Annotated in this window: 21 protein-coding genes; 13 read left to right on the top strand and 8 right to left on the bottom strand. The window is 59.5% G+C overall.

Annotation, left to right across the window (positions count from 1 at the left end; all coding sequences use genetic code 11):
• The first annotated feature begins 10 nt into the window (after nt 1-10).
• The 7 genes from BDD14_RS09165 (at nt 11) to atpC (ending at nt 6,418) form a co-directional block, all read left to right on the top strand.
• A complete protein-coding gene (locus tag BDD14_RS09165; RefSeq protein ID WP_130418538.1) occupies nt 11-478 on the top strand; it encodes a F0F1 ATP synthase subunit B family protein in 468 nt (155 codons plus the stop codon).
• Nucleotides 475-1,200, top strand: a complete 726-nt coding sequence (locus BDD14_RS09160) for a F0F1 ATP synthase subunit B family protein (protein ID WP_242617841.1) — start codon at nt 475-477, stop codon at nt 1,198-1,200. Before BDD14_RS09165 ends, BDD14_RS09160 begins: the two co-directional genes overlap by 4 nt.
• The gene (gene atpH, locus BDD14_RS09155) at nt 1,200-1,739 is read left to right on the top strand and encodes an ATP synthase F1 subunit delta (protein ID WP_130418537.1); all 540 of its coding nucleotides are present in this window, start codon (nt 1,200-1,202) and stop codon (nt 1,737-1,739) included. Before BDD14_RS09160 ends, atpH begins: the two co-directional genes overlap by 1 nt.
• Before the next feature lie 57 nt (nt 1,740-1,796).
• Nucleotides 1,797-3,338 (top strand): F0F1 ATP synthase subunit alpha, encoded by a 1,542-nt coding sequence (gene atpA / locus BDD14_RS09150; protein ID WP_130418536.1) that lies wholly within the window; start codon nt 1,797-1,799, stop codon nt 3,336-3,338.
• Nucleotides 3,339-3,341: 3 nt separating this feature from the next.
• On the top strand, nt 3,342-4,436 hold the full coding sequence (locus tag BDD14_RS09145) for a F0F1 ATP synthase subunit gamma (RefSeq protein ID WP_130418535.1): 1,095 nt from the start codon (nt 3,342-3,344) through the stop codon (nt 4,434-4,436).
• 12 nt (nt 4,437-4,448) lie between these two features.
• A complete protein-coding gene (gene atpD / locus BDD14_RS09140) occupies nt 4,449-5,891 on the top strand; it encodes a F0F1 ATP synthase subunit beta (protein WP_130418534.1) in 1,443 nt (480 codons plus the stop codon).
• 95 nt (nt 5,892-5,986) lie between these two features.
• Nucleotides 5,987-6,418 (top strand): ATP synthase F1 subunit epsilon, encoded by a 432-nt coding sequence (gene atpC, locus BDD14_RS09135; protein WP_130418533.1) that lies wholly within the window; start codon nt 5,987-5,989, stop codon nt 6,416-6,418.
• 75 nt (nt 6,419-6,493) lie between these two features.
• Here the strand turns inward: atpC and aroE are convergent, their stop codons facing one another.
• Nucleotides 6,494-8,098, bottom strand: coding sequence for a shikimate dehydrogenase (aroE, locus tag BDD14_RS09130; RefSeq protein WP_242617840.1), 1,605 nt, complete (start codon nt 8,096-8,098; stop codon nt 6,494-6,496).
• Between the two features lie 169 nt (nt 8,099-8,267).
• Here aroE and pgeF point away from each other — a divergent pair, with 169 nt between their 5' ends.
• From pgeF to BDD14_RS09115, 3 genes are all read left to right on the top strand, one after another.
• On the top strand, nt 8,268-9,143 hold the full coding sequence (pgeF, locus tag BDD14_RS09125; RefSeq protein ID WP_130418531.1) for a peptidoglycan editing factor PgeF: 876 nt from the start codon (nt 8,268-8,270) through the stop codon (nt 9,141-9,143).
• A 62-nt stretch (nt 9,144-9,205) separates the two neighbouring features.
• Nucleotides 9,206-9,838 (top strand): TetR/AcrR family transcriptional regulator, encoded by a 633-nt coding sequence (locus tag BDD14_RS09120; RefSeq protein ID WP_242617839.1) that lies wholly within the window; start codon nt 9,206-9,208, stop codon nt 9,836-9,838.
• 104 nt (nt 9,839-9,942) lie between these two features.
• Entirely contained in the window at nt 9,943-11,562 is a 1,620-nt protein-coding gene (locus BDD14_RS09115) for a DHA2 family efflux MFS transporter permease subunit (protein WP_130418529.1), read from the top strand.
• Between the two features lie 5 nt (nt 11,563-11,567).
• On the opposite strand, the gene BDD14_RS09110 is transcribed toward BDD14_RS09115, so the two are convergent.
• From BDD14_RS09110 to sppA, 6 genes are all read right to left on the bottom strand, one after another.
• Nucleotides 11,568-14,651: an efflux RND transporter permease subunit gene (locus tag BDD14_RS09110; RefSeq protein WP_130418528.1), complete on the bottom strand. Its 3,084-nt coding sequence runs from the start codon at nt 14,649-14,651 to the stop codon at nt 11,568-11,570.
• Nucleotides 14,652-14,655: 4 nt separating this feature from the next.
• The gene (locus tag BDD14_RS09105) at nt 14,656-15,774 is read right to left on the bottom strand and encodes an efflux RND transporter periplasmic adaptor subunit (protein ID WP_242617838.1); all 1,119 of its coding nucleotides are present in this window, start codon (nt 15,772-15,774) and stop codon (nt 14,656-14,658) included.
• Nucleotides 15,771-17,051, bottom strand: a complete 1,281-nt coding sequence (locus BDD14_RS09100; protein WP_130418527.1) for a TolC family protein — start codon at nt 17,049-17,051, stop codon at nt 15,771-15,773. The genes BDD14_RS09105 and BDD14_RS09100 overlap by 4 nt, the downstream gene beginning before the upstream one ends.
• A 69-nt stretch (nt 17,052-17,120) precedes the next feature.
• Nucleotides 17,121-17,540, bottom strand: coding sequence for a hypothetical protein (locus BDD14_RS09095; RefSeq protein WP_165420003.1), 420 nt, complete (start codon nt 17,538-17,540; stop codon nt 17,121-17,123).
• Nucleotides 17,541-17,686: 146 nt separating this feature from the next.
• Entirely contained in the window at nt 17,687-18,040 is a 354-nt protein-coding gene (locus BDD14_RS09090) for an HU family DNA-binding protein (RefSeq protein WP_130418525.1), read from the bottom strand.
• 239 nt (nt 18,041-18,279) lie between these two features.
• Nucleotides 18,280-19,368, bottom strand: coding sequence for a signal peptide peptidase SppA (sppA, locus tag BDD14_RS09085; protein WP_242617837.1), 1,089 nt, complete (start codon nt 19,366-19,368; stop codon nt 18,280-18,282).
• Between the two features lie 168 nt (nt 19,369-19,536).
• Between sppA and BDD14_RS09080 the strand changes: the two genes are divergently transcribed.
• Nucleotides 19,537-20,373 carry a dolichyl-phosphate beta-glucosyltransferase gene (locus BDD14_RS09080; protein ID WP_130418524.1) on the top strand — a complete coding sequence of 279 codons (837 nt, stop codon included), beginning with the start codon at nt 19,537-19,539 and terminating at the stop codon, nt 20,371-20,373.
• Nucleotides 20,374-20,675: 302 nt separating this feature from the next.
• Here the strand turns inward: BDD14_RS09080 and BDD14_RS09075 are convergent, their stop codons facing one another.
• Nucleotides 20,676-21,035: a hypothetical protein gene (locus BDD14_RS09075; RefSeq protein WP_130418523.1), complete on the bottom strand. Its 360-nt coding sequence runs from the start codon at nt 21,033-21,035 to the stop codon at nt 20,676-20,678.
• Nucleotides 21,036-21,054: 19 nt separating this feature from the next.
• On the opposite strand from BDD14_RS09075, the gene BDD14_RS09070 reads away from it, so the two are divergent.
• Together BDD14_RS09070 and BDD14_RS09065 are read left to right on the top strand one after the other, a co-directional pair.
• A complete protein-coding gene (locus BDD14_RS09070) occupies nt 21,055-22,746 on the top strand; it encodes an NHL repeat-containing protein (protein ID WP_130418522.1) in 1,692 nt (563 codons plus the stop codon).
• A gap of 172 nt (nt 22,747-22,918) precedes the next feature.
• Complete coding sequence (locus BDD14_RS09065; protein ID WP_341273302.1) at nt 22,919-23,734, top strand: proline dehydrogenase family protein; 816 nt, start codon at nt 22,919-22,921, stop codon at nt 23,732-23,734.
• Nucleotides 23,735-23,788: the final 54 nt, after the last annotated feature.

The following is a 23,788-nucleotide window of genomic DNA, read 5'->3' as shown; positions in this document are numbered from 1 at the left end:
GAACCCCTACATGGACCAGATACTTAACGAACTCGGTGGACTTGTGCTCGGCGCTGTGCCGACGATGGTCCTCTTCATCCTCTTGGTAGTCGCCTATGGGCTTCTGGTTCGCAGGCCACTGGATCGTGTTCTGGCGGAGCGACACGCGCGTACGGCTGGAGCAATGGAGCAGGCGAAGGGTGCGATTGCCGCAGCGGAGGCGGAGACCGGCGCCTATGAAGCGAAGCTGCGCAAGGCAAGGACCGAGCTTCTGGAGGCCCGCGAGCGCAGGATGAAGCAGTGGGCCGCGGAGCGCGAAGCTGCCCTGGAGCAGGTTCGGCAGACCGCACAGCAGCGGGTTTCGGGGGCAAGGCAGGAGATCGAGCAGAGCGTGGTGGAAGCGAGAACCCAGATTGAATCCGTCAGTGTCGACCTGAGTGCGCGGGTGCTTGCCGCTGTTCTGCCGGCTGGCGTGACCGCAGCGGAGGTGGGGCAGTGAAGGGCTTCAGGATTGCATCCAGGGGGTTGCTGCCCGGACTTGCGCTCGCGTTTCTTCTGCTTGGGGCGGCTCCCCGGCTTCGTGCGGTGGAATCGGCGCCGGTCGTTGCGCAGGAGGGTGGCGAAGCCACTCCGGGGACTCAGCAGACCGAGCACAAAGAAGAGCAGAGCGATGAGGAGGCCTTTCGGCATTCGGCTTCCGTGAAGTCGCTCGGTGCGAAGTTCGGTCTCGATCCGGAGCAGGCGGCAACTGTCTTTACGGTTGCAAATTTTGTTGTTCTGGCATTGCTGGTTGGCTGGTTTTTGATGAAGACTCTGCCGAAGACCTTTCGTAACCGGAATTCGGCGCTCCAGAAGCATCTGGTCGAAGCGCGGGCAGCCAGCGAAGAGGCGAACAGCCGTCTTGGAAGTGTAGAGGCTCGGCTTGCGAAGTTGGACGAGCAGATTGAGGCGATGCGCACGCAGGCCGAGAAGGATGCGCAGAAGGACGAGCAGCGCATGAAGGCTTCGGTCGAGGAAGAGAAGCAGAAGATTCTGGCTTCGGCGGAGCAGGAGATTGCGGCGGCTACGACGCAGGCGCGTCGCCAGATTCAGCAGTATGCGGCGGATCTGGCTGTCAATCAGGCGGCGAAGAAGCTGGTGGTCACGGCTGAGACGGACCGAGCGCTGGTTCAGGAGTTTGCCCGCAGGCTGGGTGCGGATTTCGAGGGAGGGCGTAACTGATGTCAGTGATTGCGCTCCGTTATGCCCATGCCTTTGCCTCCGTCGTGGCTTCGCAGAAGCTGGACGCCGAGGCGGCCCAGCAGCAGCTTCGGGACTTCCGCGAGACGCTCAAGGGTAGCCGGGAGCTTCAGGAGGTTCTGGCGGATCCGGCGATTGCCCGCGAGCAGAAGCTGAAGGTGCTTGACGCGATTGCGGGGAAGATTGGTATGGTTTCGCAGGTCAGGAATTTCATCGCGGTCATCATGGACCACGATCGCCTGGGAGACCTGGGAGAGATTCTGGATGAGTATCACGCGGTCGCCGATGAGGGAGCTGGTTTGTCCGAGGCGGAGATCGTCAGCGCGCGTGCTTTGAACGAAGAGGATCGAATTGCCCTGGAGTCGCAAGTGGCAAAGCTTGCCGGGGGCAGAGTTCGCGCGACGTATCGTGAGGATCCGTCGTTGCTGGGTGGTGCGGTAGTGCGGATCGGATCGAAGGTTTATGACGGTTCCATTCGCGCTCAGCTGGAGCGGTTGAAGCAGCGGCTGGTAAGCGCGTAGCGAACTGAATGTACGAAGAGTACGAAGAGATTGATACGAGGCGAGTAGAAGGAAGACATGGCACAGATCAATGCAGGTGAAATAACAGAGCTGCTTCGCCAGCAGATCGAGAATTACGAGCAGAAGATCCAGATCGACGAGGTGGGAACGATCATCTCGCTGGGCGACGGTATTGCGCGTGTTCACGGTCTCGACAAGGTTATGGCCGGTGAGTTGATCGACTTTCCCCACGGACTGGCGGGCCTTGCGATGAACCTCGACGAGGACCAGGTCGGCGCTGTTCTTCTCGGCGACTACACGGAGCTGAAGGAAGGCGACCAGGTCAAGCGTACCGGGCGCATCATGTCGGTTCCGGTGGGTGAGGCGATGATTGGCCGCGTGGTGAACGCCCTTGGCCAGCCCATCGACGACAAGGGGCCGATCCATACGGATCAGTACCTTCCGGTTGAGCGCCTTGCGCCCGGCGTTATCGCGCGGCAGTCGGTACGCGAGCCGATGGCTACGGGAATCAAGGCCATCGACACGATGATTCCTATAGGCCGCGGACAGCGAGAGCTGCTGATAGGCGACCGCCAGACGGGTAAGACCGCGATTGCGCTCGATACCATCATCAATTCGGCAAAGAACGACCTGATCTGCATCTACTGCGCGATCGGCCAGAAGCGCTCGTCGGTGGCCCAGGTGGTCCAGACCCTCGAAGAGAATGGCGCAATGGCGTACACGATCGTCGTCGCGGCGACTGCGTCCGAGCCGGCACCGATGCAGTATCTCGCTCCGTTTGCGGCTACGGCGATCGGTGAATACTTCCGCGACAACGGCAAGCACGCGCTGGTGATCTACGACGATCTTTCCAAGCACGCTGCGTCCTATCGCGAGATCTCGCTGCTGCTGCGCCGTCCACCGGGACGCGAGGCGTATCCGGGAGACGTCTTCTATCTCCACTCGCGTCTTCTCGAGCGCTCTTCGAAGCTCTCCGATGCGCTCGGCGGCGGTAGCCTCACGGCGCTCCCGATCATCGAGACGCAGGCGGGCGACGTTTCGGCTTATATTCCGACCAACGTGATCTCGATCACAGACGGCCAGATCTTCCTTGAGACGGACCTCTTCAACTCCGGCGTTCGCCCGGCGGTCAACGTAGGTCTGTCGGTCTCGCGTGTAGGCTTCTCGGCTGCGATCAAGGCCACCAAGCAGGTCGGCGCAACGCTAAAGCTTGACCTTGCTCAGTATCGTGAGCTGGCAGCGTTTTCGCAGTTCGGATCGGACCTTGATCCGGTGACGCAGCGTCAGCTGAATCGCGGTCAGAGGCTTACCGAGCTGCTGAAGCAGCCTCAGTTCCAGCCGCTTCCCTTCGAGAAACAGGTTGCCATTATCTTTGCCGGCACCAATGGTCTTCTGGATGATGTCGCGGTTAGCGATCTGCGCGCCTTTGAGGATGGGCTGTATTCCTACCTCGAGTCGTCGGGATCGGTGCTTGCAGACATCGTTACGAAGAAAGCACTCGACGATGACATCAAGGGCCGCCTGACCCAGGAAATCAACGCCTATAAAGAGAACTTCCTGGCGCAGCGCAAAGAGAAAGAGGCGGCTGCGGCCCAGTAAACCATGGCAAACGTACTCGATCTACGGCGTCGCATACGCAGCGTGAAGAACACGCGCCAGATCACCAAGGCCATGAAGATGGTCTCGGCGGCGAGATTGCGTCGTGCGCAGGAGCGCGCCCTGCAGGCTCGGCCTTACGCGCGGATGCTCACCAATGTGCTTGAGTCGCTCGTGCGCCGGACTGACGACATGTACAGCGAGGAGACGGGCGAGATCCTTCATCCGCTTCTCGAGGAGCGCGAAGAGAAGAACGTCCTTGTCGTCTTCGTCGCTGGCGACAAGGGCTTTGCGGGCGCGTTCAACTCAAACATCGTCAAGGCTGGCCAGGCTTTCATCGGTGGCCGGATTGCGCAGGGGAAGACGGTCGACATGGAGTTGATCGGCCGCAAGGCGGTCGCTCACGTGGGTAAGAGATTTCCCGCGGCCGTCTATGAGAAGAAGACGGAGCACTATGATAACGAGCTGGCAACGCACTATGAGATTTTGCGTCACCGTTCGCAGCCTGTCGAAGTGGCCGCAACCCACGCGGACCTCCTTCATAACTTCGATATCGATAAAGTCAACGACATCGCGCACTCCATCATTGATCGCTACTCGCGCAAGGAGATCGACTCGGTCTACCTGGTCTACAACGAGTTCAAATCGGTCATCGCACAGCGCGTCGTGGTGGAAAAACTGCTTCCGATCCGCAAGCTGGGCTCTCCCGAGATCACCGCAGCCGAGGAGATGACCGAAGAGCAGAAGGAAGCCATAGCGCATGCGGCAGTGTCCTCCGGCATCAGTGCCAATGTGCTGGAGGAGTCCGTCGTCGAGGCCGAGGCAAAGAAGTTTGGAACGGCGGAGGTCGACTATATCTTCGATCAGTCTCCTGCTCGTCTACTCCGCCACCTCATGCCGCGCTACGTGTCGACGCAGATATTCCATGCGTTGCTGGAGTCGGTGGCCGCCGAGCATGCAGCCCGCATGACCGCAATGGACGCAGCTACCAACAATGCCGGCGATATGATCGACGCGCTTTCGCTCACCATGAACCGCGTCCGTCAGGCAGCCATTACGAAGGAAATTATCGAGATTGTGAGCGGCGCGGCCGCTCTTTAGAGAAAGAGACCTATGGCAGAGAACATTGGAAAAGTGATTTCGATCAGCGGTCCGGCCGTTGACATTCAGTTCGAAGAGGCGAAGATACCGGCCATCTATCAGGCCGTGCGCATCGTCAGCGAAGGCTTCGACGTTCCCAACCCCATGGACGTGGTCGTCGAGGTGCAGCAGCACCTGGGTGAGGGGCGCGTGCGCTGCATCGCCATGGTCGCGACTGAAGGTATGGTTCGCGGCATGAAGGCCATTGACACAGGCGCGCCCATCACAGTTCCTGTGGGTCGCGAGACGCTGGGCCGAGTGCTGAATGTGCTGGGAGAGCCGGTGGATGAGCTCGGGCCGGTGCATGCGAAGAAGTATCTTCCGATTCACCGCCAGGCTCCGGCGTTCGATGAGCAGTCGACGAGCGAAGAGATGTTCGAGACCGGAATCAAGGTCATCGACCTGATTCAGCCGTTCTTGAAGGGCGGCAAGATCGGTCTGTTCGGCGGTGCCGGTGTCGGCAAGACCGTCGTGATTCAGGAGTTGATCAACAACGTTGCGTCGAAGCACGGCGGCTTCTCGGTGTTTGCCGGCGTCGGCGAGCGTACGCGCGAAGGGAACGACCTCTGGCACGAGTTCCAGGAGTCGGGAGTTATCGATCCGAAGGACTTCAACAAGTCCAAGGCCGCACTGATCTACGGCCAGATGACCGAGCCGCCGGGAGCCCGTCTGCGCGTCGCGCTGACCGGCCTGACGGTCGCCGAGAACTTCCGCGACGAAGAAGGCGCCGATACGTTGCTGTTCATCGACAACATCTTCCGGTTTACCCAGGCAGGTTCGGAGGTTTCGACGCTGCTTGGCCGTATGCCTTCGGCCGTAGGCTATCAGCCGAACCTTGCCACAGAGATGGGTCAGCTGCAGGAGCGCATTACTTCGACCAAGAAGGGCTCGGTCACTTCGGTGCAGGCAGTGTATGTTCCGGCCGACGACCTTACTGATCCGGCTCCGGCGACGACCTTTGCTCACCTGGACGCTACGACCGTGTTGTCGCGTCCGCTGTCGGAGCTGGGAATTTATCCCGCCGTGGACCCGCTGGCCTCGACGTCGCGCATTCTTTCGCCGCGTATCGTAGGTCAGGAGCACTACGATGTCGCCCAGGGCGTGAAGAAGATTCTGCAGCGCTACAAGGATCTGCAGGACATCATCGCCATCCTTGGCATGGACGAGCTTTCGGCGGAAGATCAGCTCACCGTCAAGCGCGCCCGCAAGGTACAGCGCTTCCTGTCGCAGCCCTTCCACGTCGCCGAGATCTTCACCGGCATTCCTGGTGCCTATGTGAAGGTTGAGGATACGGTTCGCAGCTTCAAGGAGATCATCGAAGGAAAGCACGACGACATTCCGGAGCAGGCCTTCTATCTGAAGGGTGGCATCGAGGATGTTCTGGCTGCAGCCGAGAAGATGAAGGCGACGGCATAAACGAGTTCCTGTGCATCCATCCGCATCGCGGATGGATGTTTCTTGGGCCCGCACTTTGTTCAGCGAATTTTCGGGAAGCGTAGAGTTAGACGAGCATGGCAGATATAAACCAATCCGGCCTCCTTACCGTCCGCCTGGTGACATCGGATCGTGTCCTGGTGGACACGACCGCAGAGGCGGTCGAGCTGCCTTCGATGTCAGGTTACCTGGAGGCCTTGTACGGTCACGCCCCGCTGCTGGCCGAGCTGGGCGCCGGCGAAGTGCGGCTGCACGGAGGCGCTTCCGGGAACCAGACGTTCTTTGTGGCCTGGGGCTTTGTTGAGGTTCTTCCGGAGCGGGTTACGATTCTGGCAGAGAACGCGCTTCATCCCGAGGAGATCAATGTTGAGTCGGCACGGGCGGAGCTCGCGGCCGGGGAGAAGATGTGGCAGGAGGCGGGGGACGATGGCGAGAAGTATGACGAAGCCAATGCCCTGGCCCGCCAGGCAGAGGAGAAGATTGCCTCGGCCGGAGGACGTCGCTCTTAGTTTTCGCATCACCGTTTCAAACGATAAGCCACCCCATTGTGGGGTGGCTCTTTTTTCTTGTGCTTCCGCGGAGCGTCAGGATGCTTTTTTCCCCTTTGCAGCTGTAGCCTTGCTGGGAGAGGCTGCCTCTGCCGTGGCCGCTTCGGCCTGTTGGCGAAGGGCGTGGATGACGACGCGAAGCATCTCTTCTTCTGGGGCAGGCTTGCCGGTCCAGATTTCAAACTGGCGAGCTCCCTGCTGAACGAACATCTCGACGCCGGTGATGAAGGCGATGCCCTGCTGACGAGCAAGGCGGATCAGCGGCGTTTCGAGGGGATTGTAGACCAGGTCGAAGACCAGTTTGGTATTGAGATCCTTTGCCTCGAGCAGCTGCGTGGATTTCTGCCCGGCCATGCCAATTGGCGTCGCATTGATGATGACGTCGAAGGGGGTCTTGGCGAGAGCCTCCTTCTTGATGGTCTTGGAGCCGGACTGACGCGCCAGTTTCTGTGCGGTCTCGGCCGTGCGGTTGAGGATGAAGACGTCGGCACCCTTGTCACGCAGACCGAAGACTGCGGCACGGGCAGCGCCTCCGGCGCCGAGTACGAGAGCCTTGGCGCCTCGCAGGGACATTCTCTTCTCCAGAGGACCTACGATGCCGGCGACGTCGGTATTGAAGCCGTAGAGTTTACCGTCCTGCGCGCGCAGGACGGTGTTACAGGCTCCGATCTTGGCCGAAAGGGGATCGGTGTTCTCCAGGTGGGCCATAATCTCCTGCTTGTGGGGCATGGTGACACTGAGCCCCTGAATGGGAATCTCCTGGACCAGCTTGAGGAGGTCGCTGACCTTGGCTGTCTGCAGGGCGAGATAGACGGCGTTGACCGTCTCCCGGCGGAAGGCTGTGTTCATCATGACGGGCGAGAGCGAGCTTCTAATAGGATTGCCCGCGACGCCATAGACCTTGGTGGCGGCATCGACCTGGTCGACCCGGTAGGTTTCGATCAAAGTACGAGCCGCGATCTGTCCCGGTCCGGTCTCTTCCCCCTGAGTGGCCGCGGCGAAGGTGAAGGTGGAGCCGACACGCAACCCAAGCACACGGGAGATGATTCCGGCATCGCCCATACAGATGCCGATGATGTTGGCGTTCTCGTGCATGCGCTCCATGAAACGCATGAGCGTGACGTTGTCGGTAAGGCTCTTCGCCGTGGGCACGATCTTGATGAAATCGGGCTGGAAGGGCACGATGCGTTCGTAGATCTTGTCGAGATCCTTCGTCGCCGTAAAGTCGTGATGGCTGATGATGAGAGCGACTCCGGTATCCCGGAGCTTCTGGAGCTCATCTTTCTTGAGAGCTTCGGCGGACTCGAGCTCGAGGTCGGCGATGTGGAAGCCGGCGGCGGCGACCTTGCACAGAATCTCCATCTCGGCGGCGACCGTTCCAGAGAACTTTCCTCCATTGGCGGAGCGGCGGCAGGTTGCGATTCCGGTAGCGGCGGTGTTGTCGGCGAAGAATTGTTTGAACTTCGGAAGTGCGGCCAGGGGTTTTTCGAGATAGTCGAGACGGAACTCAAGAAAAGGAGTTTCTTTGACGACGGCGGCCGCTTTGTCTATCATCTCGGACGCGGTCGATCCAATGATGGCGACGCAGACCTTGCTGATGCGGGTACGGAGAAGCTGTGTGGCTGTGGAGGGAATGGGCACGTTCGCTCTCATGTCTACAATCGCGGTATCTTACAGACCCTCGATCCTAGATGCAAATTTTGTTGAAGGAAAAGATGGTTGCATTTGTGGGACGGTTCGAATGGCACTTTTGGAAGACGGGAGAGACAGCAAAACGTTATCGGCGCCCCGACTTTAGAATGAATCAATTATGGCAGAGTTAGAGGTTGTGCAGATTCCGGAATGGCGACAGATTGCGTGGCTGCGTCATGGATTCAGCACCCGGGCTGGAGGGGTGTCTTCGGTCTATGGGGCCAAGTCGTTGAATCTAGGCTGGACAAGCGAGGATGACCCAGGTGTTGTGCGGGAGAACCGCAGGTTGCTGGTTGAGGCAACAGAAGAAAAAAAATCCGGAACGCCGGCGATGAAGCTGGTTACTGTCCGGCAGGTCCACTCTAACCAGATCCACTCTGTTTCGGCTGAGGATGCATTTGCGGGTCGTCTGGAGACCACGGAGGGCAAAGCTGTTCTCGAAGGCGATGGGCTGGTGACGGACCAGCCAGGGATTCTGCTCGCAGCGGGGACGGCAGATTGCGTGCCGGTATTGCTTGTGGACCCGAGGCGACGGGCTGTGGGGGCGTTCCATGCCGGTTGGAGAGGAACCGCGGCGCGGATTGTGGAGCATGGGGTGGAGACGATGCGGCGAGAGTACGGATCGCGGCCGCAGGATCTGCTGGCGGCGATCGGGCCGAGTATAGGGCAGTGTTGCTACACCGTCGGCGAAGAGGTGAGGGAGCGATTCGCGGCTGAGTTCGCGTATGGAACCGAACTTCTTCGGAGCAGTGACGGCCCGGGAGACGAGGCTCCGATCCTGCGAATTGATTTGTGGGAGGCGAACAGAAGGCAGCTGATCGACGCGGGCGTGGAAGCCAGGAAGATAACGACTCTGGGCGAGTGTACGGCATGCGCGGTCGATGCGTCAGGATACCGGAGATACTTTTCTCACCGGGCCGAAGCGGGCAGGACCGGACGCATGCTGAATGTCATCGGCATGGTTGAAGAGAGTTCTTCCGCGGAAGTAGGATAAGTTGAGACCAATCGGTTTCTTATTCATCTGTTGCGGTAGCCATGAACAAAGGTGAGATAGCTATGAACAAAGGGGAAGAGACACGACAGAAGATCATTGCAGCAGCGGCCCCTCTCTTCAACAAGCAGGGCTATGCCGGATGCGTCATCAAGGACATTATGGCCGCGACCGGACTCGAGAAGGGTGGAATCTATCGCCACTTCGAGAGCAAGGAAGAGATTGCCGCAGAGGCGTTTGACTATGCGTGGACGGTGTCTTCCGCGCTTCGGCGCGATGGGCTGGATGAGATCTCCGACCCTGTCGATCGGTTGAAGCATCATATCGCGAGGTTTGTGCGTCGATCTAGCATCCCGGGCGGATGCCCTTTGCTGAATACCGGAGTGGATTCCGACAACGGGAATCCAATTTTGCGGGAGCGAGTTCGCAATGCTCTCAAAGGCTGGCAGAGGATGATTCGCACCATCCTGTCGGATGGGATCGCCGCTGGAACGGTTCGGGACGATGTGGATCCCGAGAAGGTCTCACGGATCATCATCTCGGGGCTGGAAGGCGGCATGCTCATAAGCCGCATCGAGAAAAACGACCTGGCTTTGAAGGACGCGATGGAGCACCTCGACGCCTATCTTGAAGCCCGCGTTCGTGCCGAAGTACCTCCGAAGGGCCTGGCGGCACCGGCAAAGAGAAGGGCACTTTAGGCGCGCAATTCCAGAATCCGAAGCTTGTTGAATCTCATCTCAACTTTGTGCCTTAAAGAGACTTATCGGTCTCAATCCCCCAAGGGAACACAAAGGATTGAAGAATGGGCGCGGTTCAGGTATTGCCTCAACTGCAGGCTGCTGCGAAGGTTCGACGGCCAGTAAACCCATGGGTGGTCGCGCTGACGGTGACCCTGGCGACCTTCATGGAACTGTTGGACACGTCGATTGCCAACGTGTCATTGCCTCACATTGCGGGCGGCCTGGGGCGCAGCTACGACGAGGTCACCTGGATTCTTACAACGTACCTGGTGGCGAACGCCGTTGTTCTGCCGATGAGCGCGTGGCTGAGCCGCGTCTTCGGCCGTAAGAACTACTACATGGCCTGCGTCGCTCTCTTTACGTTGACCTCCTTCTTTTGTGGAATCGCACCGAGCCTAGGCGTGATGCTGCTGAGCCGGGTGCTGCAGGGAATCGGGGGCGGAGGGCTTGCCCCGGTGGAACAGGCCATCCTGGTGGACACGTTTCCTCCTGCGAAGCGGGCTTCTGCGTTCGCTCTTTACACGGTGGCCATCGTGACGGCTCCCGCGATCGGGCCGGTCCTGGGGGGATGGATCACAGACAACTACAACTGGCGATGGGTCTTCCTGATCAACATTCCGATCGGACTTCTATCGCTGTACCTGACGAACCGGTTTGTGAGCGATCCCCCGGCGTTCAAAGAAGAGCGGGAGAGCGCGCGCAAGGGCGGACGGTTGAGGATCGATGGAGTCGGAATCGGGCTGCTTGCCCTGGGTTCGGCGGCGCTCGAGATCCTGCTCGATCGCGGCCAGATCGATGACTGGTTTGGGAGCAGCTATATCTGCTGGCTGTTTGCGATTGCGATGGTGTGCTTCGGGGTGGCCATCTATTGGGAACTCAAGGTTGACGATCCTATCCTTGAACTCCGTCTTCTGCGCTATCCGAATTTTGCTATTTCCTCAGTGTTCTACTTCATCTTTGGCTTCGGGCTGTTTGCAACGACCACGATGATTCCACAGCTTCTGCAATCGTTGTATGGCTATCGTGCCATTGATGCGGGACTGGTCCTGGGGCCGGGGGCGTTTGTCATCACGCTGCTCGCGCCGGTAGGAGCGCAACTGGTGCAGCGACGGATCGTGCAGCCCCGGATGCTGCTCCTCTTCAGCCTGGCAACGGTGTCGGCGTCGATGATCTATTTCAGCGGCCTGAATCTCCAGACGGACTATCGGCACTATGCGCTTGCCCGCGTCTTTCAAGGGTTTGGGTATGCGTTCTTTTTTGTTCCGTTGAGCGTCGTGGCCTACTCCCAATTGAAGCCGAGTGAGAATAACCGTGCATCGAGCCTCACGAACCTGTTCCGTAACTGGGGAGGAAGCTTCGGAATCTCTTTTGCGACGACGCTCAGCGAGCGGCGTCAGAACTTTCACCAGTCCATCATGTCGGCGAACCTGCCCAGCTCTGGCGCATGGTTACAGGATTCCATTCGGCAGACAACGAACTACCTGCAGAGCCAGGGATACTCGCATGCCGACGCCGCCAAGGCGGCCTACCTTCGCTACTACAATCAGTTGACGGCGCAGACCAGCCTGCTGGGCTTTATGGATGTCTTCCGCGCCATCGGATGGGTGACGTTAGCTGTTACACCGCTGATCTTTTTCATCAAGAACTTCAAAGTTTCCGGTAAGCCTTCCGGCGGACACTGAGCTGATTACTCAGCTTCAATGTCGCCGGGATACATGGAAGAGGGTCCCGGTGGCCGGCGTAGCAGCAGCGGCATCACGAAGAGGATGGCGATGATGGTTGTGGCCATACCTCCAACGACTACGCGTGCGAGCGGCTGTTGTGCCTGGGCTCCGATGCCGTTCGAGACGGCGGCGGGAAGAAGGCCGAGTCCAGCGGCCATACAGGCCATGACGACGGGACGCATCTCGTCGACGCAACCGTGCTCGAGGCCGGTGCCGTCCGCGCTCTCCCGCTGGGCTCGACGCACACCGGACATAAAGACGACGGCGCCTAAGGTGGCTACGCCAATGAGCGATGTGAATCCTACCGCAGCCGAGATACTGAATGCGGTATGGGTGAGGAAGAGGGAGACGGTGCCGCCAACGGCAGCGAAGGGAAGTGTTGCGATTACGATGAACGCATCCTTCCATGTGCCGAACTGCATATAGAGCAGAATGACGATGATCGCCAGCGAGATGGGAATGATGATGGCGAGCCGTGCCTGCTCCTTGCGAAGGGAATCGAATTCGCCAGCCCAGGTGTAGTCGTAGCCGGTGGGCATGGTGATCTGCTGTTTGAGTTTCGCCTGAAGGTCGGTGATGGTGGTCGCGAGATCGCGGCCACGGACGGAGAATTTGATGGGGATATACCGACGGCCTGCTTCGCGGAAGATCTGAAAGCTGCCTTCACGAATGGAGACGTCGGCGATCTGGGCTAAGGGAATCCGGCTACCGTCAGCGGTGGGGATAAGAATGGATCGAACCGCTTCAGGGGTGGAACGGTTGATCTCGGGATAGCGCACTGTCAGGTCGAAACGCCGGTCGCCCTGGATGACCTGGGTGACGGGAGCTCCGCCGACAGCAGCCTGAACGACCGCGTTGATGTCTCCGGAGAGGATTCCGTATCGTGCAGCGCGTGCACGGTCGATCTGGATGACGAGCGAGGGCTGGCCACCAACCTTGAATACGCCTACGTCGGCCACACCTGGAACGGTTTGCATTACGTTCTCGATCTTGCTGGCGAGCGTGGTGAGCGTGTCGAGGTCGTCACCAAAGAGCTTGAGCGAGTTCTCGCCCTTGACGCCGGACATTGCTTCTTCGACGTTGTCCTGGATGGCCTGCGAGAAGTTGAGCTCGATGCCTGGGAAGCGCGACAGGCGACGGTTCATCTCGTCGATGAGCTTGGCCTTGGTGAGACCGGGACGCCATTCCTCCTGTGGCTTCAGTGCGGTAGAGATTTCGATGTTGTTGAAGGTGGAGACGTCGGTTCCGTCGTCGGGGCGTCCCATCTGGGATACGGTCTGGGTGACCTCGGGAGATTCCGCGATGACGGCGCGCAATTGGTTCGCAAGGTTCATCGATGTGTCGAAGGAGATGTCCTGGGGAAGCGTGGCACGAATCCAGAGGTTTCCTTCCTCGAGCGGAGGCATGAATTCGCCGCCGACGAGCATGAAGCAGAGCACGCCGATCGCGAGCATGGCAGCAGCGCCGATCCATACCAGGCGGGGGAAATGAAGCGTGTGATGCAGTGCTTTTTCGTAACCATTTTTGAGGTGACGGCTCAGCCAGGTGTATCCGTCACCAACCTTCTGTTCCGCCGGGGCAGTCATGTAGCCGAGCACCGGGGCGAAGATAAGCGCGAACAGCAGCGCTCCCATGAGAGCGAACCCATAGGTCACCGACATGGGAGAGAAGATCTGGCCCGCGACGCCCTGCATGGTGAAGAGCGGAATGAAGGCGATGAGGATGATGGCGGTTGAGAAGAGCACGGGACGCGCGGCGTCGGTGACGCCTTCGACGATCAGGTCGCCGGTCTGTTCGCCGGGTACTCTGCGCGAGAGCTTGCGATAGATGCTCTCGAGCACGATGATGGACGAATCGACAAGGATTCCGAAGTCGATGGCGCCTATGGAGATGAGATTTGCGGAGTGACCGCTGAGCACCATCATTCCGAAGGCGAAGAGCACGGCGAACGGGATGGTGACGGCGGCGATGAAGGTGATACGCAGATCGCCAAGCATGGAGAGAAGCACCAGCGTGACGAGGACGAGGCCGGTAAAGATGACCTCGCGAACCGTGTGGGTCGTGCGATTGATGAGGTTCGTTCGGTCGTAGATGGTGCTGATGTGCATGCCCGGGGGGAGCAGACTGCCTGAGTTCAGACTGGCGATCTTCTCCTTGAGGGCCTTGAGGGCTGGGAGAGACTTCTCTTCCTTCTGAAGAAGGACGATTCCGATGACGATGTCGTTGTCTTTGTTGCGGCCAACCTGGCCGAGGCGAGGCTGGAAACCCTCCCTGACCTTGCCGATGTCGCCGACGGTGATTGGCGCGCCGTTCTTTTCGGCGACCACGATATGAGAGATATCGTCGGCGGTGTGGACCTGGCCAAGGGCGCGGACGTTGACGTTCTGATTGCCAAGCTGGACGTAGTTGCCTCCGGCGTTGGCGTTGGAGGACTGAATGGCACTGAGGACCTGCGGCAGCGTGACTCCATAACTCAGGAGACGGTCGGGGTCTGCCTCGACCTGATACTGGCGCGTGGTCCCGCCGAAGGTCGTGATGTCGATGATTCCGGGAACCTGCTTCAGCTCACGGCGTACAAGCCAGTCCTGTGTGGCCTTGATCTCGTTGAATGTGTAGCCGGGACCAACGAGTTGATAACGGAAGATTTCGCCGATGGGCGACCAGGGAGACAGCTGCGGCTGCAGATTATTGGGAAGCTGCAAGGTCTGCAGGCGATTCAGGACTTCCTGACGATCGCGGAAGTATTCGGAGTCGAAGCTGAAGTAGAGCTTGACGTCCGAGAGTCCGAAGATCGAGATGGAGCGGACCTGGGTCAGATGCGGGGTTCCGTTCAAGGTGGTCTCGACGGGAACCGTGACCTGCTGCTCCATCTCTTCGGCGGACCAGGAGGGATTCTGGGTGATGATCTCAACCAGCGGTGGTGAGGGGTCGGGATAGGCTTCGATGTCGAGACGCGACAGGGCGAAGGCTCCTGCGGCGAGCATGACGGCGAAGAGGATAAGAATGATGGCGCGATAACGGATGAAAAGACGGATCAATGCCTGCACGCGATCACTCCCCGTTGCTGGGACGGAGGAGAGCTCCGCCAACTGTGACGACCTTCTCACCGTCGTTCACGCCGGTGAGAATCTCGATGTTCTTCGTGGTTCCGGATTCGAAGCTGCGGCCGATCGTGACGGGCCGCTGCTCGTACTTCCCGGAGGCGTTCACGACGAAGACGGAGGTCTTTTCGCCTTCGTGGAGAACCGCGGTCGCCGGAAGGATGACGGTGTTGCGGGCGGCACCGGGGATGCGGATGGTCGCGAACATCTCTGCCTTCAGGGTGTGCTTTGGATTCGGAAGGACGACGCGCAGTTTGAGGGTATGGGTGTTGGGGTCGAGCGCATCGCCTACATTGACCACTCGGCCGGAGAGCGAGAGGCCGGGATAGGCGGGCACCGAGATCTGCACTTCGCGACCAGGCTTGACGCTGGAGAGGTCGCGCTCGAAGACATCGCCGACGACCCAGATGGAATCGATGTTGGCGATGGTGGCGATAGGAGCAGCGTTGTCGAGAGATCGCTCCATCTCACCGGTCGCAGTGCCGATATCGAGAACGACGCCGGAGATGGGGGACCGCAGGGCGATCTCATCCGAGGTGCTGTCTTCGGAGAAGCCGAGTTCGCGGATGCGCTGGCGGGCGCGTTCGAGCTCAGAGTGTGCGCTCTGGTCGGCGGCATCGAGCTCGTAGTAGTCGGCCTGCGAGAGGACCTCGTGGTCGAGAAGGAGCTTGCCACGGGTCAGGGCGCGGTCAGCGCGAAGAACCTCGATCTTCGCCTTCTGAAAGTCGGAGCGGGCAGTGGCGATGTCGCTGCTTTGCAACTGGGCGACGATGTCGCCTTTTTTCACCTCCTGGCCGGGGAGGACGCGCAGGCCAAGGATGCGGCCACTGAGCGGAGGATAGATGTGGACGACGTGAGAGGGATCGGCCTCGACGTGGGCGGGGATCTCGAGGTAATCGGTGCTTTGCTGGACGTGAGCGACTGTCGTCTCGATTCCGGCATTGGCGGGCTGTGTCGCCTCGGCGGGTGGCGGCGCAGAAGATTTGCACGCGGTAAGCGGCACCGCGATGAGGGCGAGCAGGAGCAGGGATTCGGTTCGTATCGTGATCGTGTTCATGCGGTCCTTCATGGGAGGATTTCCGTCGCGGTGGCGAAGCTGAGCTGATGGATGGCGAGCCAGACCTGCGCATTCGCGGCAAGGCTATTGACCCGGATGGCGCGATAGTCACGCAGGGCAGAGAGGTAGTCGAGCAGGGTAGCGTTACCGTTGCGATAGCTGAACTGCAGGTTGTCGCGAACGTGGCCGGCCTCATCGAGGTAGTGGCTGTTGTATCGCTGAGCCAGCCGCTGCGCGATGTCGAGCGCCATCCATGACTGATCGACATCGGAGATCACCTGATTGCGCGCGGCGGTGACGGCGAAGCGGCTGGAGTCGGTCTCGTAACGAGTCCGTTCCTTCTCTCCCTGATTGCGGTCGAAGATGCGTAACGGGATGACAACGCTGACGCCGAAGGAGTTGTCGATGCCGTTGCGGTCATATTCGGTCGAGAGCGTCGGATCGGTCGTGCCGCCCGCAATCGCCAGCCGTGCATTGGCCTGCGACGCGGTGAGCGCCTGACGGGCCGCGAGGTAGTCCGGCCGCGATGCAAGACCCTTGTCCTCTGCCTCGGTCATCGTAAGAGGAAGCTGCGGCGGATCGAGTGTGCCGGTGACGTCGAGGTTCGGCACTGGCCGGTCTACGCCGAAGAGAAGCTGGAGCTGCGCCGAGGCCTGCTGAAGAGCCAGCTGAGCATTATCAGCGTCGGATTCGAACTGCACCTGCTGCAGGTCGATTCGGTCGAAGTCGGTCTGGGTGATATCCCCGGCTTCGAGACGCGAGCGGCTCAGATCAACCGTCTTGCGGTAGTCCGTGAGATTCTCCTCCGCAACGGCGAGTGCGGCCTTGGCGAGCAGCATATTGGTGAAGGCGCCGCGGACAGCGAGCACAAGCTGCCGCTGCTGATCGCGATAGAGGCTTTGAGCGGAGTCGGCCGTTGCATTTGCCGAATCCAGCCGCCAGCGCCGCTTCTCGCCACGTTCGAACAGACGCGAGACGTTTGCCGAATAGAAGAAGGGATTGCCGGAAGGAGCATTGGGGGTTTCGGGCAGAGTTAGGCCCTGTCCGTAGAGGGTGAGGTTCGGGTTTTGACGCAGCCCTGCCGTGATCTTGTTCGCCTCAACCGCCGACACGTGTTCGTGGACGGATTGCAACGACGGATTTGCGGCAAGGGCGCGGGCAACTGCCTGCTGCAGCGTGATCGGCGCAGCGGGAGCAGCAGGCGGAGTCGGAGAGGGCGTCTGTGCTACGAGCGCGGACGCCACGGAAAAAAACGCGGCGCCGACGGCACGAAATGCTTTCGGTGTCATGCCTACCTTCAGGTTGATACGAATAGAGGGATCCCGTGAAAGCGGGTGCTTTTGCCGGAAAAGGGGAGATCAGGCAGTCAGGGACGCAATGGGAGGGGGCCGTACTCCTGCAACATGAACGTAGCCATCCATAATCCTCCGAAGAGAGACACGCAGATTAAACCGTGACAGTCGTGAGAAAAGGATCGCAAAGCCTATGAAGAGCAGAACGGCGAGAAGGCCCATATCTACCAGAGCGGCCGTATCGTGTGCCAAATGAAGCAGAGGCATATCGCCTCGCCGGACTACGTGCTCGAGCTCAGATGGACCATCGATTGCAAAAATATCGTCCGTCATCGAGATGACAGGCAACAGCAGCACCAGAAGAAGAGCCAGGGCGACGTATGCGCTCCAGGAGTTCTTCGTATCTCCGCGTCGAACAGCCTTCGCCCAGGTGACAATGAGGGCGAGGGAGATGGATAGCCAGAGAAAATTAAGAAGCAACTCCACGTACTACCGAGTATAGAGCATTCCGCAACCGTCCGTAGAGCTGTCTAGAAGGACTGATCTTGACATCTTGCTGCACAGAACGAGCCCCGGCCTTTCGCAGGATGCGAGGGCCGCGGCTTATGAATCCAGAACCGATTTTAAATGAACTACATTGCCGGTGGATGGTGCGGATCGACCTTCTCGTTGCTTCCGCCGCTGCTTGGTCTCGGAGAGGACTTCACGCCCGAAGGGTTCACGGAGTCGCGCAGTTCTTTTGAGGGTTTGAAGAAGGGAACTCGCTTCGCAGGCACATCGACCTTATCGCCGGTCTTGGGATTGCGGCCTGTCCGTGCATTTCGCTGGCGTGTTCGAAAGCTGCCGAATCCGCGGATCTCGATTTTGTCACCGGATTTTAGAGCGCCGATGACGGATTCGAAGAGGGTATCGACGATTACTTCGCCATCACGCCGGGTGAGATCGCCGAGGGCGGTTACTTTGTCGACAAGATCAGCTTTGGTCATGAGCGGGGTCCTTTCAATCAGGGAGGGCCGAGCGGGCTAATCCAAAGTGCCGGCTTACTGGCTTGATTATAAATGGGATGCATCTGAGACCGGAAAGGAAACCCGGGTTTGTAAGGAATATCTTCGGGTACCTTTTTCTTCGCCCCAGGCGAATCCCGAGATCAAAGCGGACGCGAGGATGCCTTTGCGGAAGATGGAATGCCCAGGTTGCTGCCCGCTAACAGGCCATCTCTCCGCACTTACTTCCACATGAAGTAGAAGCCGGGGGCCCGATTCAACATCTGGCCGGGGTTGGGAAATAGATCTTCCCCGTCGTCGGTAAGGATCGTCAGGAGTCCCCGCCTGTTTTTGGAGGGGCGCACGATGGAGGGCTCTCCGGAGATCCCTGCCGTGCGTGCGGTCTCGATCAGGGCTGTGCGAAAGCCTCCGATCTGGTCGATAAGTCCAAGCGGAAGCGACTGTTCGCCGGTCCAGACCTGCCCGGTGGCGAGAGGCTGGATCTTCTCATCGGTGGTGTGGCGTCCCAACGCAACGTCGTGGACGAACTGGGAGTACATGTTGTTGACCAGAGACTGGAAGTAGGCCTGCTCCTTCGGGGTCAGATCCCGGCTGGGGTCGCCGGCATCCTTCAACTCTCCCGCCGTAATGGTGATGTTCTTCAGTCTGGCCCACTTGAGCAGATCGCCATAGTTCATCCATTCCATGATGACGCCGATCGAGCCCACCACGGACGCCTGATTGGCATAGATCCGGTCGCAGGCGCTGGCGATGTAATACGCGCCGGAGGCACCCACGCTTTCGACCGAGGCAATGATCTTCTTATGGTTCTCTTTTCGAACGCGAAGAACCTCGTGATAGATCTCCTGGGAGGCAGCAGCGCCTCCACCCGGAGAGTTGATGTGGAGGATGATGGCCTTTACGGAGGAGTCCTCTCCGAACTTTCGTAGCTGCGTGTTCACGCCTTCGGGCGAAAGGATGACTCCTTCAATATCGATGACTGCGATCCTGTTGGTTCCAATCCCCAACCCGGATGTGTTTCCGTCCCTTATGGAGCGCATCATGAACCAGAACATGCCACTCAGGACGAGGCAGATCGCGGCAAAGGACCCTCCGATCGTGGCGACATAAAACCACGGCGAACGATTGACGCGTGGAGCAGGCCGATAGCCGGGAGGAAAGGTACCAGGCGCGTAGCTGTACGAACTCACAGGGGCGGCATACCCGCCGAACGCGGAGGGCGGCGGTGGCGGGGGCGGCGGCGAAGACGGCTGCTGCGCAAAATCATCCGGCATGTTGTGGAGTGTAGCAGGGTGCGGGGACGAATCCATCCCTTGTGGCGGGGGTTCTCAAGCAGGCAGAGCCCTAATCTGCAACGCTTCCATTGAGAAAAGTGAAACAGATGATGGTGTTCATGCGTCCAATAATTGCAGTATGATGAACGGCATCATCCCCCGGTGCAGGCGGGATTTTCCCCAGGAAGGCTGGTGGTCTGCCCGATGGCGCACCCTGAACTAAGCATTGTTATTCCGGCATTTAACGAGAGCGCGCGTATTGAGTGTGCACTGGATCGAGTTTTGTCCTGCGTGGCGGAACGAGCCTGGGACGCAGAGGTTCTCGTAGTAGACGATGGTTCCACCGATAATACCGCGGCGATCGTGCACCGCTGGATGGAGACCCATCCGCGCCTGCACCTGGTGCAGAATCCAGGCAATCGGGGCAAAGGATATTCGGTTCGAAACGGACTCTTGCAGGCTGCCGGTGAGATTGTGATGTTTACCGACGCCGACCTCTCCGCTCCCATGGAAGAGGCTGAGCGACTGCTCACCGCTCTCCGCAATGGTGCTGATGTCGCAATTGGCTCACGCTGGCTCGATCGAAAGCGGCAGACGATCCACCAGCCTCTCTACCGGCAGTTTTTCGGCCGCTGTTTCAACTGGATTACGCGTAGGATCATGGGGCTTCCCTTCAGGGATACCCAGTGCGGATTCAAGGCCTTCCGGCGTCCCGCGGCACAGGTCATCTTTCGGTTGCAGACCATCGAGCGATGGGGATTCGATCCTGAGATCCTGTTTATCGCGCAGAAGCTGGGCTACGAGATTCGCGAGGTTCCCGTGACCTGGGGACACGACGAGCGCAGCCGGATGAGCTACCTGAAAGACGGCATGAAGATGCTCGAAGAGATGGCGGTGATCCGTTCGAATTCGCTTGCGGGCCGCTATGACAAGGCAATTGCGGAGATGCGCGATACCACGTCAATCGTCACTCGGCCGGTACCCCTCTCTTCCCAGGTTGGAGTCTCTCCGACCGCACAGGATCCTGGCTTGATCAAGTAGGGAAGCTGACGAAGGCGACGACAGAGCAGACGCTCTCCTGTCGTTTTTTGCCGCTGCTTCGAATGTGGACAACCCGCACGGTCCATTTTTCTGTACACTTAACCTATTCATTCGGTTGAGCGCCAATGTGTTTCCCCGCGTTGGCCAGCTGTTCATACTCCGTGGTGTGTCAAACGGGGATCCGTGACGCAAATCGCTTCCTTGCCGTCTTCATAAATCTGTTGTGCTTGTTGTGCTTCCTGAATCGCCTTGAACGATTAGACGAGTGCTCGAGGAGCGTTTATGCGTTTGAAGGGATTCCTTCATGGAATCAGTGTATTTGTTGTGGCCGTTGCAGGTACGGTTCTTACGGGTTGCGGATCCGGAATGCTGCCGGGCTCATCCCTTTCTTCCCAGATTCCCGGTTCGACGGGATCAGGATCTTCTCCGACAACTTCCCCTTCCACTGGAACTTCCCCCTCTGCTGGAACGACGGCTCCGCCGTCCACGGGAACGTCAACAGGAACAACCTCTCCCGTAACCGGACCGGCTGCACCTCCTGCGGGAGGATCACCTGCGTCGCCTCCGGCCACCACACCGGTTACGCCGCCGACCAGTTCGCCTGCTTCGCCGCCGGCCACGATTCCCGCTTCGCCGCCGACGTCCGGAAATCCTCCTCCCATCTCTGTTCCGGCGGCTGTTGTGGGAAATGTCTACAGCGGACAGCATCGTCCGGTGAGCGGGGCCACCGTGACTCTATATGGGGTTGGCAGTTCCGGTTACGGACAGGGTGCAATCTCGCTTCTGACCGGGACAAAGCCAATCGTTACAGACAGCCAGGGTGAGTTCAATCTTGGCGGAGCCTATCAGTGTCCGTCGGCAGATACCCTGGTTTATCTGGTGGCGACAGGAGGGGATGCCGGGGCCGGGAGCAATGGAGGAGTGTCGCTGATGTCGGTTCTGGGGTTGTGCGGCACGGTCGGTTCCTCCCCGATGGTAGTGAACGAGATGACAACCGTGGCCAGCGTTTATGGGTTGGCTCAGTTCATCGCGCCCGGCACTACGACGATCGGGTCCAGCAGCAGTAATCGGACGGGCCTGACCAACGCCTTTCGAACCGTAAACAATCTGTATGACGGCGCGACTGGACAGCTACGCGCGAAGACGCCGGCAGGGAATGGAACGGTGCCGACGACCAAGGTGAACTCCCTGGCGAATGTATTGGCCGGGTGCGTGAGCTCTCCATCGGGTTCGGCAGCCTGCGTGAAGCTTTTTCAGGCCACTACGGCTGGAGGACTCACTCCGCGGGATACGTTGATGGCGATTCACAACCTGGCGCTTCACCCGGCGCTGAATCTTGGATCGCTGCTTCTGAATGGACCGTACCAGCCGGCGCTGGCCGGACTGCCCAACGACTGGACGGTGAGCATTGAATATACGGGCGGCGGCCTGAACTATGGGCAGTTGATCGCTGTCGATGGCCTGGGCAATCTCTGGGTTCCCAATGCCGTGAATCCCGGGACCCTGAGCGAGTTCGGCCCGGCGGGCGAGCCGTTGTCGGGATCTTCCGGATTCAAGGGCGGTGGTCTGAACTATCCCCTGGCGGTTGCCGTCGATGGGGACGGGAACGTGTGGGCTGCCAATGAAGGCAACAACACGGTAAGCAGGCACAGCGCGAGCGGAGTGCCTCTCTCCGGTCCGGGGTATACGGCGAGCAGCCTCAAACTTCCTTATGCTCTGGCCATCGACGGCAGCGGAAACGTGCTCACCGCGAACGGCAACAACAGTGTGACGAAGCTTAGCTCCTCAGGTGCCTTGGTGGGGCAGTTCGAGCAAGGCGGCCTCGACTTTCCCTATGCCATTGCGGTGGACGGGGCAGCGAATGCATGGGTTGCGAACTACGGGTACAGCAATGATGTAAGCAGATTCTCGAGCACTGGTGTCGCCGCGACGGCGAACGGCTATCAGGGCGGGGGAATTACGGGCGCAGTCGGAATTGCGATCGACGCCGGCGGAGATGCGTGGGTCGCGAGCTTCGACCGGCCACTGGTCAGCAAGCTGGGTCCGAACGGGTCCCCGCTCTCCGGTTCGGGGTATGCGATCCCATCGGGCGCGGCCTCGATTGCGGTGGATGGGGACGATACAGTGTGGACGGCGAACTCGGACGGGTCGGTCAGCAGGTTTTCGAATGCAGGGGAGGCGATGTCGCCTGCTACGGGATATGTGTCGAATGGCGCCACGGCCGAGGTCGGCATTGCGATTGATCAGTCGGGCAATGTATGGACGTCGGACAACTACGTTGACAGCATCTTCGAGTACATCGGAGCGGCGGCTCCCACGACCGCTCCGCTTCAGGTGGCGGTGAAGAACAATCGGCTGGGACGGCGTCCGTAAAGCTGATTGCGCCGTGTGAAAATATCTCAGTGCGGTGTGACGGTGGCCGCGCTGAGGTATTTGCACATTGCTTCGATCTGTCTTTATCGCTCTCTCGCAGAATAGAACCCTGAGAAGTTTCGCCGAACGCTCCTCGATCGGGCGGAAGATGTCGGGCCGGTTTGTGGCCGGTATGACGATAGACGAGGCGCTTCGCGCGTGTGAGCGGATGAACCGCGAGGACATCGCGGTGACGCTGGATGCACTGGGCGAGAGCGTAACGACCGAAGCGGAAGCTGAGGCGTCGGCGAACGTCTATCACGCGATGCTGGATGCGCTCGCGGCCCGGGGCCTGAATGCGAACGTCAGCCTCAAGCTGTCGCAGATGGGGATGGACTTCGATGCCGCGCTCGCCGAGCGAATCGTCGGGAAGCTGGTGGAGCATGCATCGGCGGTGAACTCGTTCGTTCGCGTCGATATGGAAGGCAGCCCCTACACGGAGGCGACGATTGCGATGACCGAGCGTCTGCAGGCATGCGGGGACGGTGCAGGGCGGGTGGGAACGGTGCTGCAGGCTTACCTCTACCGGACCGAGGCCGATGCGGAACTGCTGCTGGGGCAGGGAATTCGCATACGGCTTTGCAAGGGAGCCTACAACGAGCCGGCGGAGATTGCGTTTCCGCAAAAGACGGATGTGGACGCGAACTATGTGAAGCTGGCGAAGCGCATGATGACCTCAGGAGTCTTCTGCGGGCTTGCGACGCATGATGGAGCAATCGTCGAGAAACTGCTGGCTTTCGTTCGCGAGCGCAGTGTGCCGAAGAACGCGTTCGAGTTTCAGATGCTGTATGGCATCCGGCGCGATTTGCAACGACGGCTGGTGAAGCTGGGTTTTGGGGTGCGGGTCTATGTGCCGTTTGGACCGGAATGGTATCCGTACTTCATGCGGCGGTTGGCAGAGCGGCCCGCGAATGTGCTGTTCCTCTTGAAGAACTTCCTCAAAAGCTGAGAGGCACGTTCTTTTTTGCGTGATTCATGTCTGATCGAGAACAAAAGCAGGTAA

The organism is Edaphobacter modestus (assembly GCF_004217555.1).
Lineage (GTDB): Bacteria > Acidobacteriota > Terriglobia > Terriglobales > Acidobacteriaceae > Edaphobacter > Edaphobacter modestus.
Note: the sequence above shows the minus strand (reverse complement) of the source record. Positions and strands in the feature narration are given on the sequence as shown.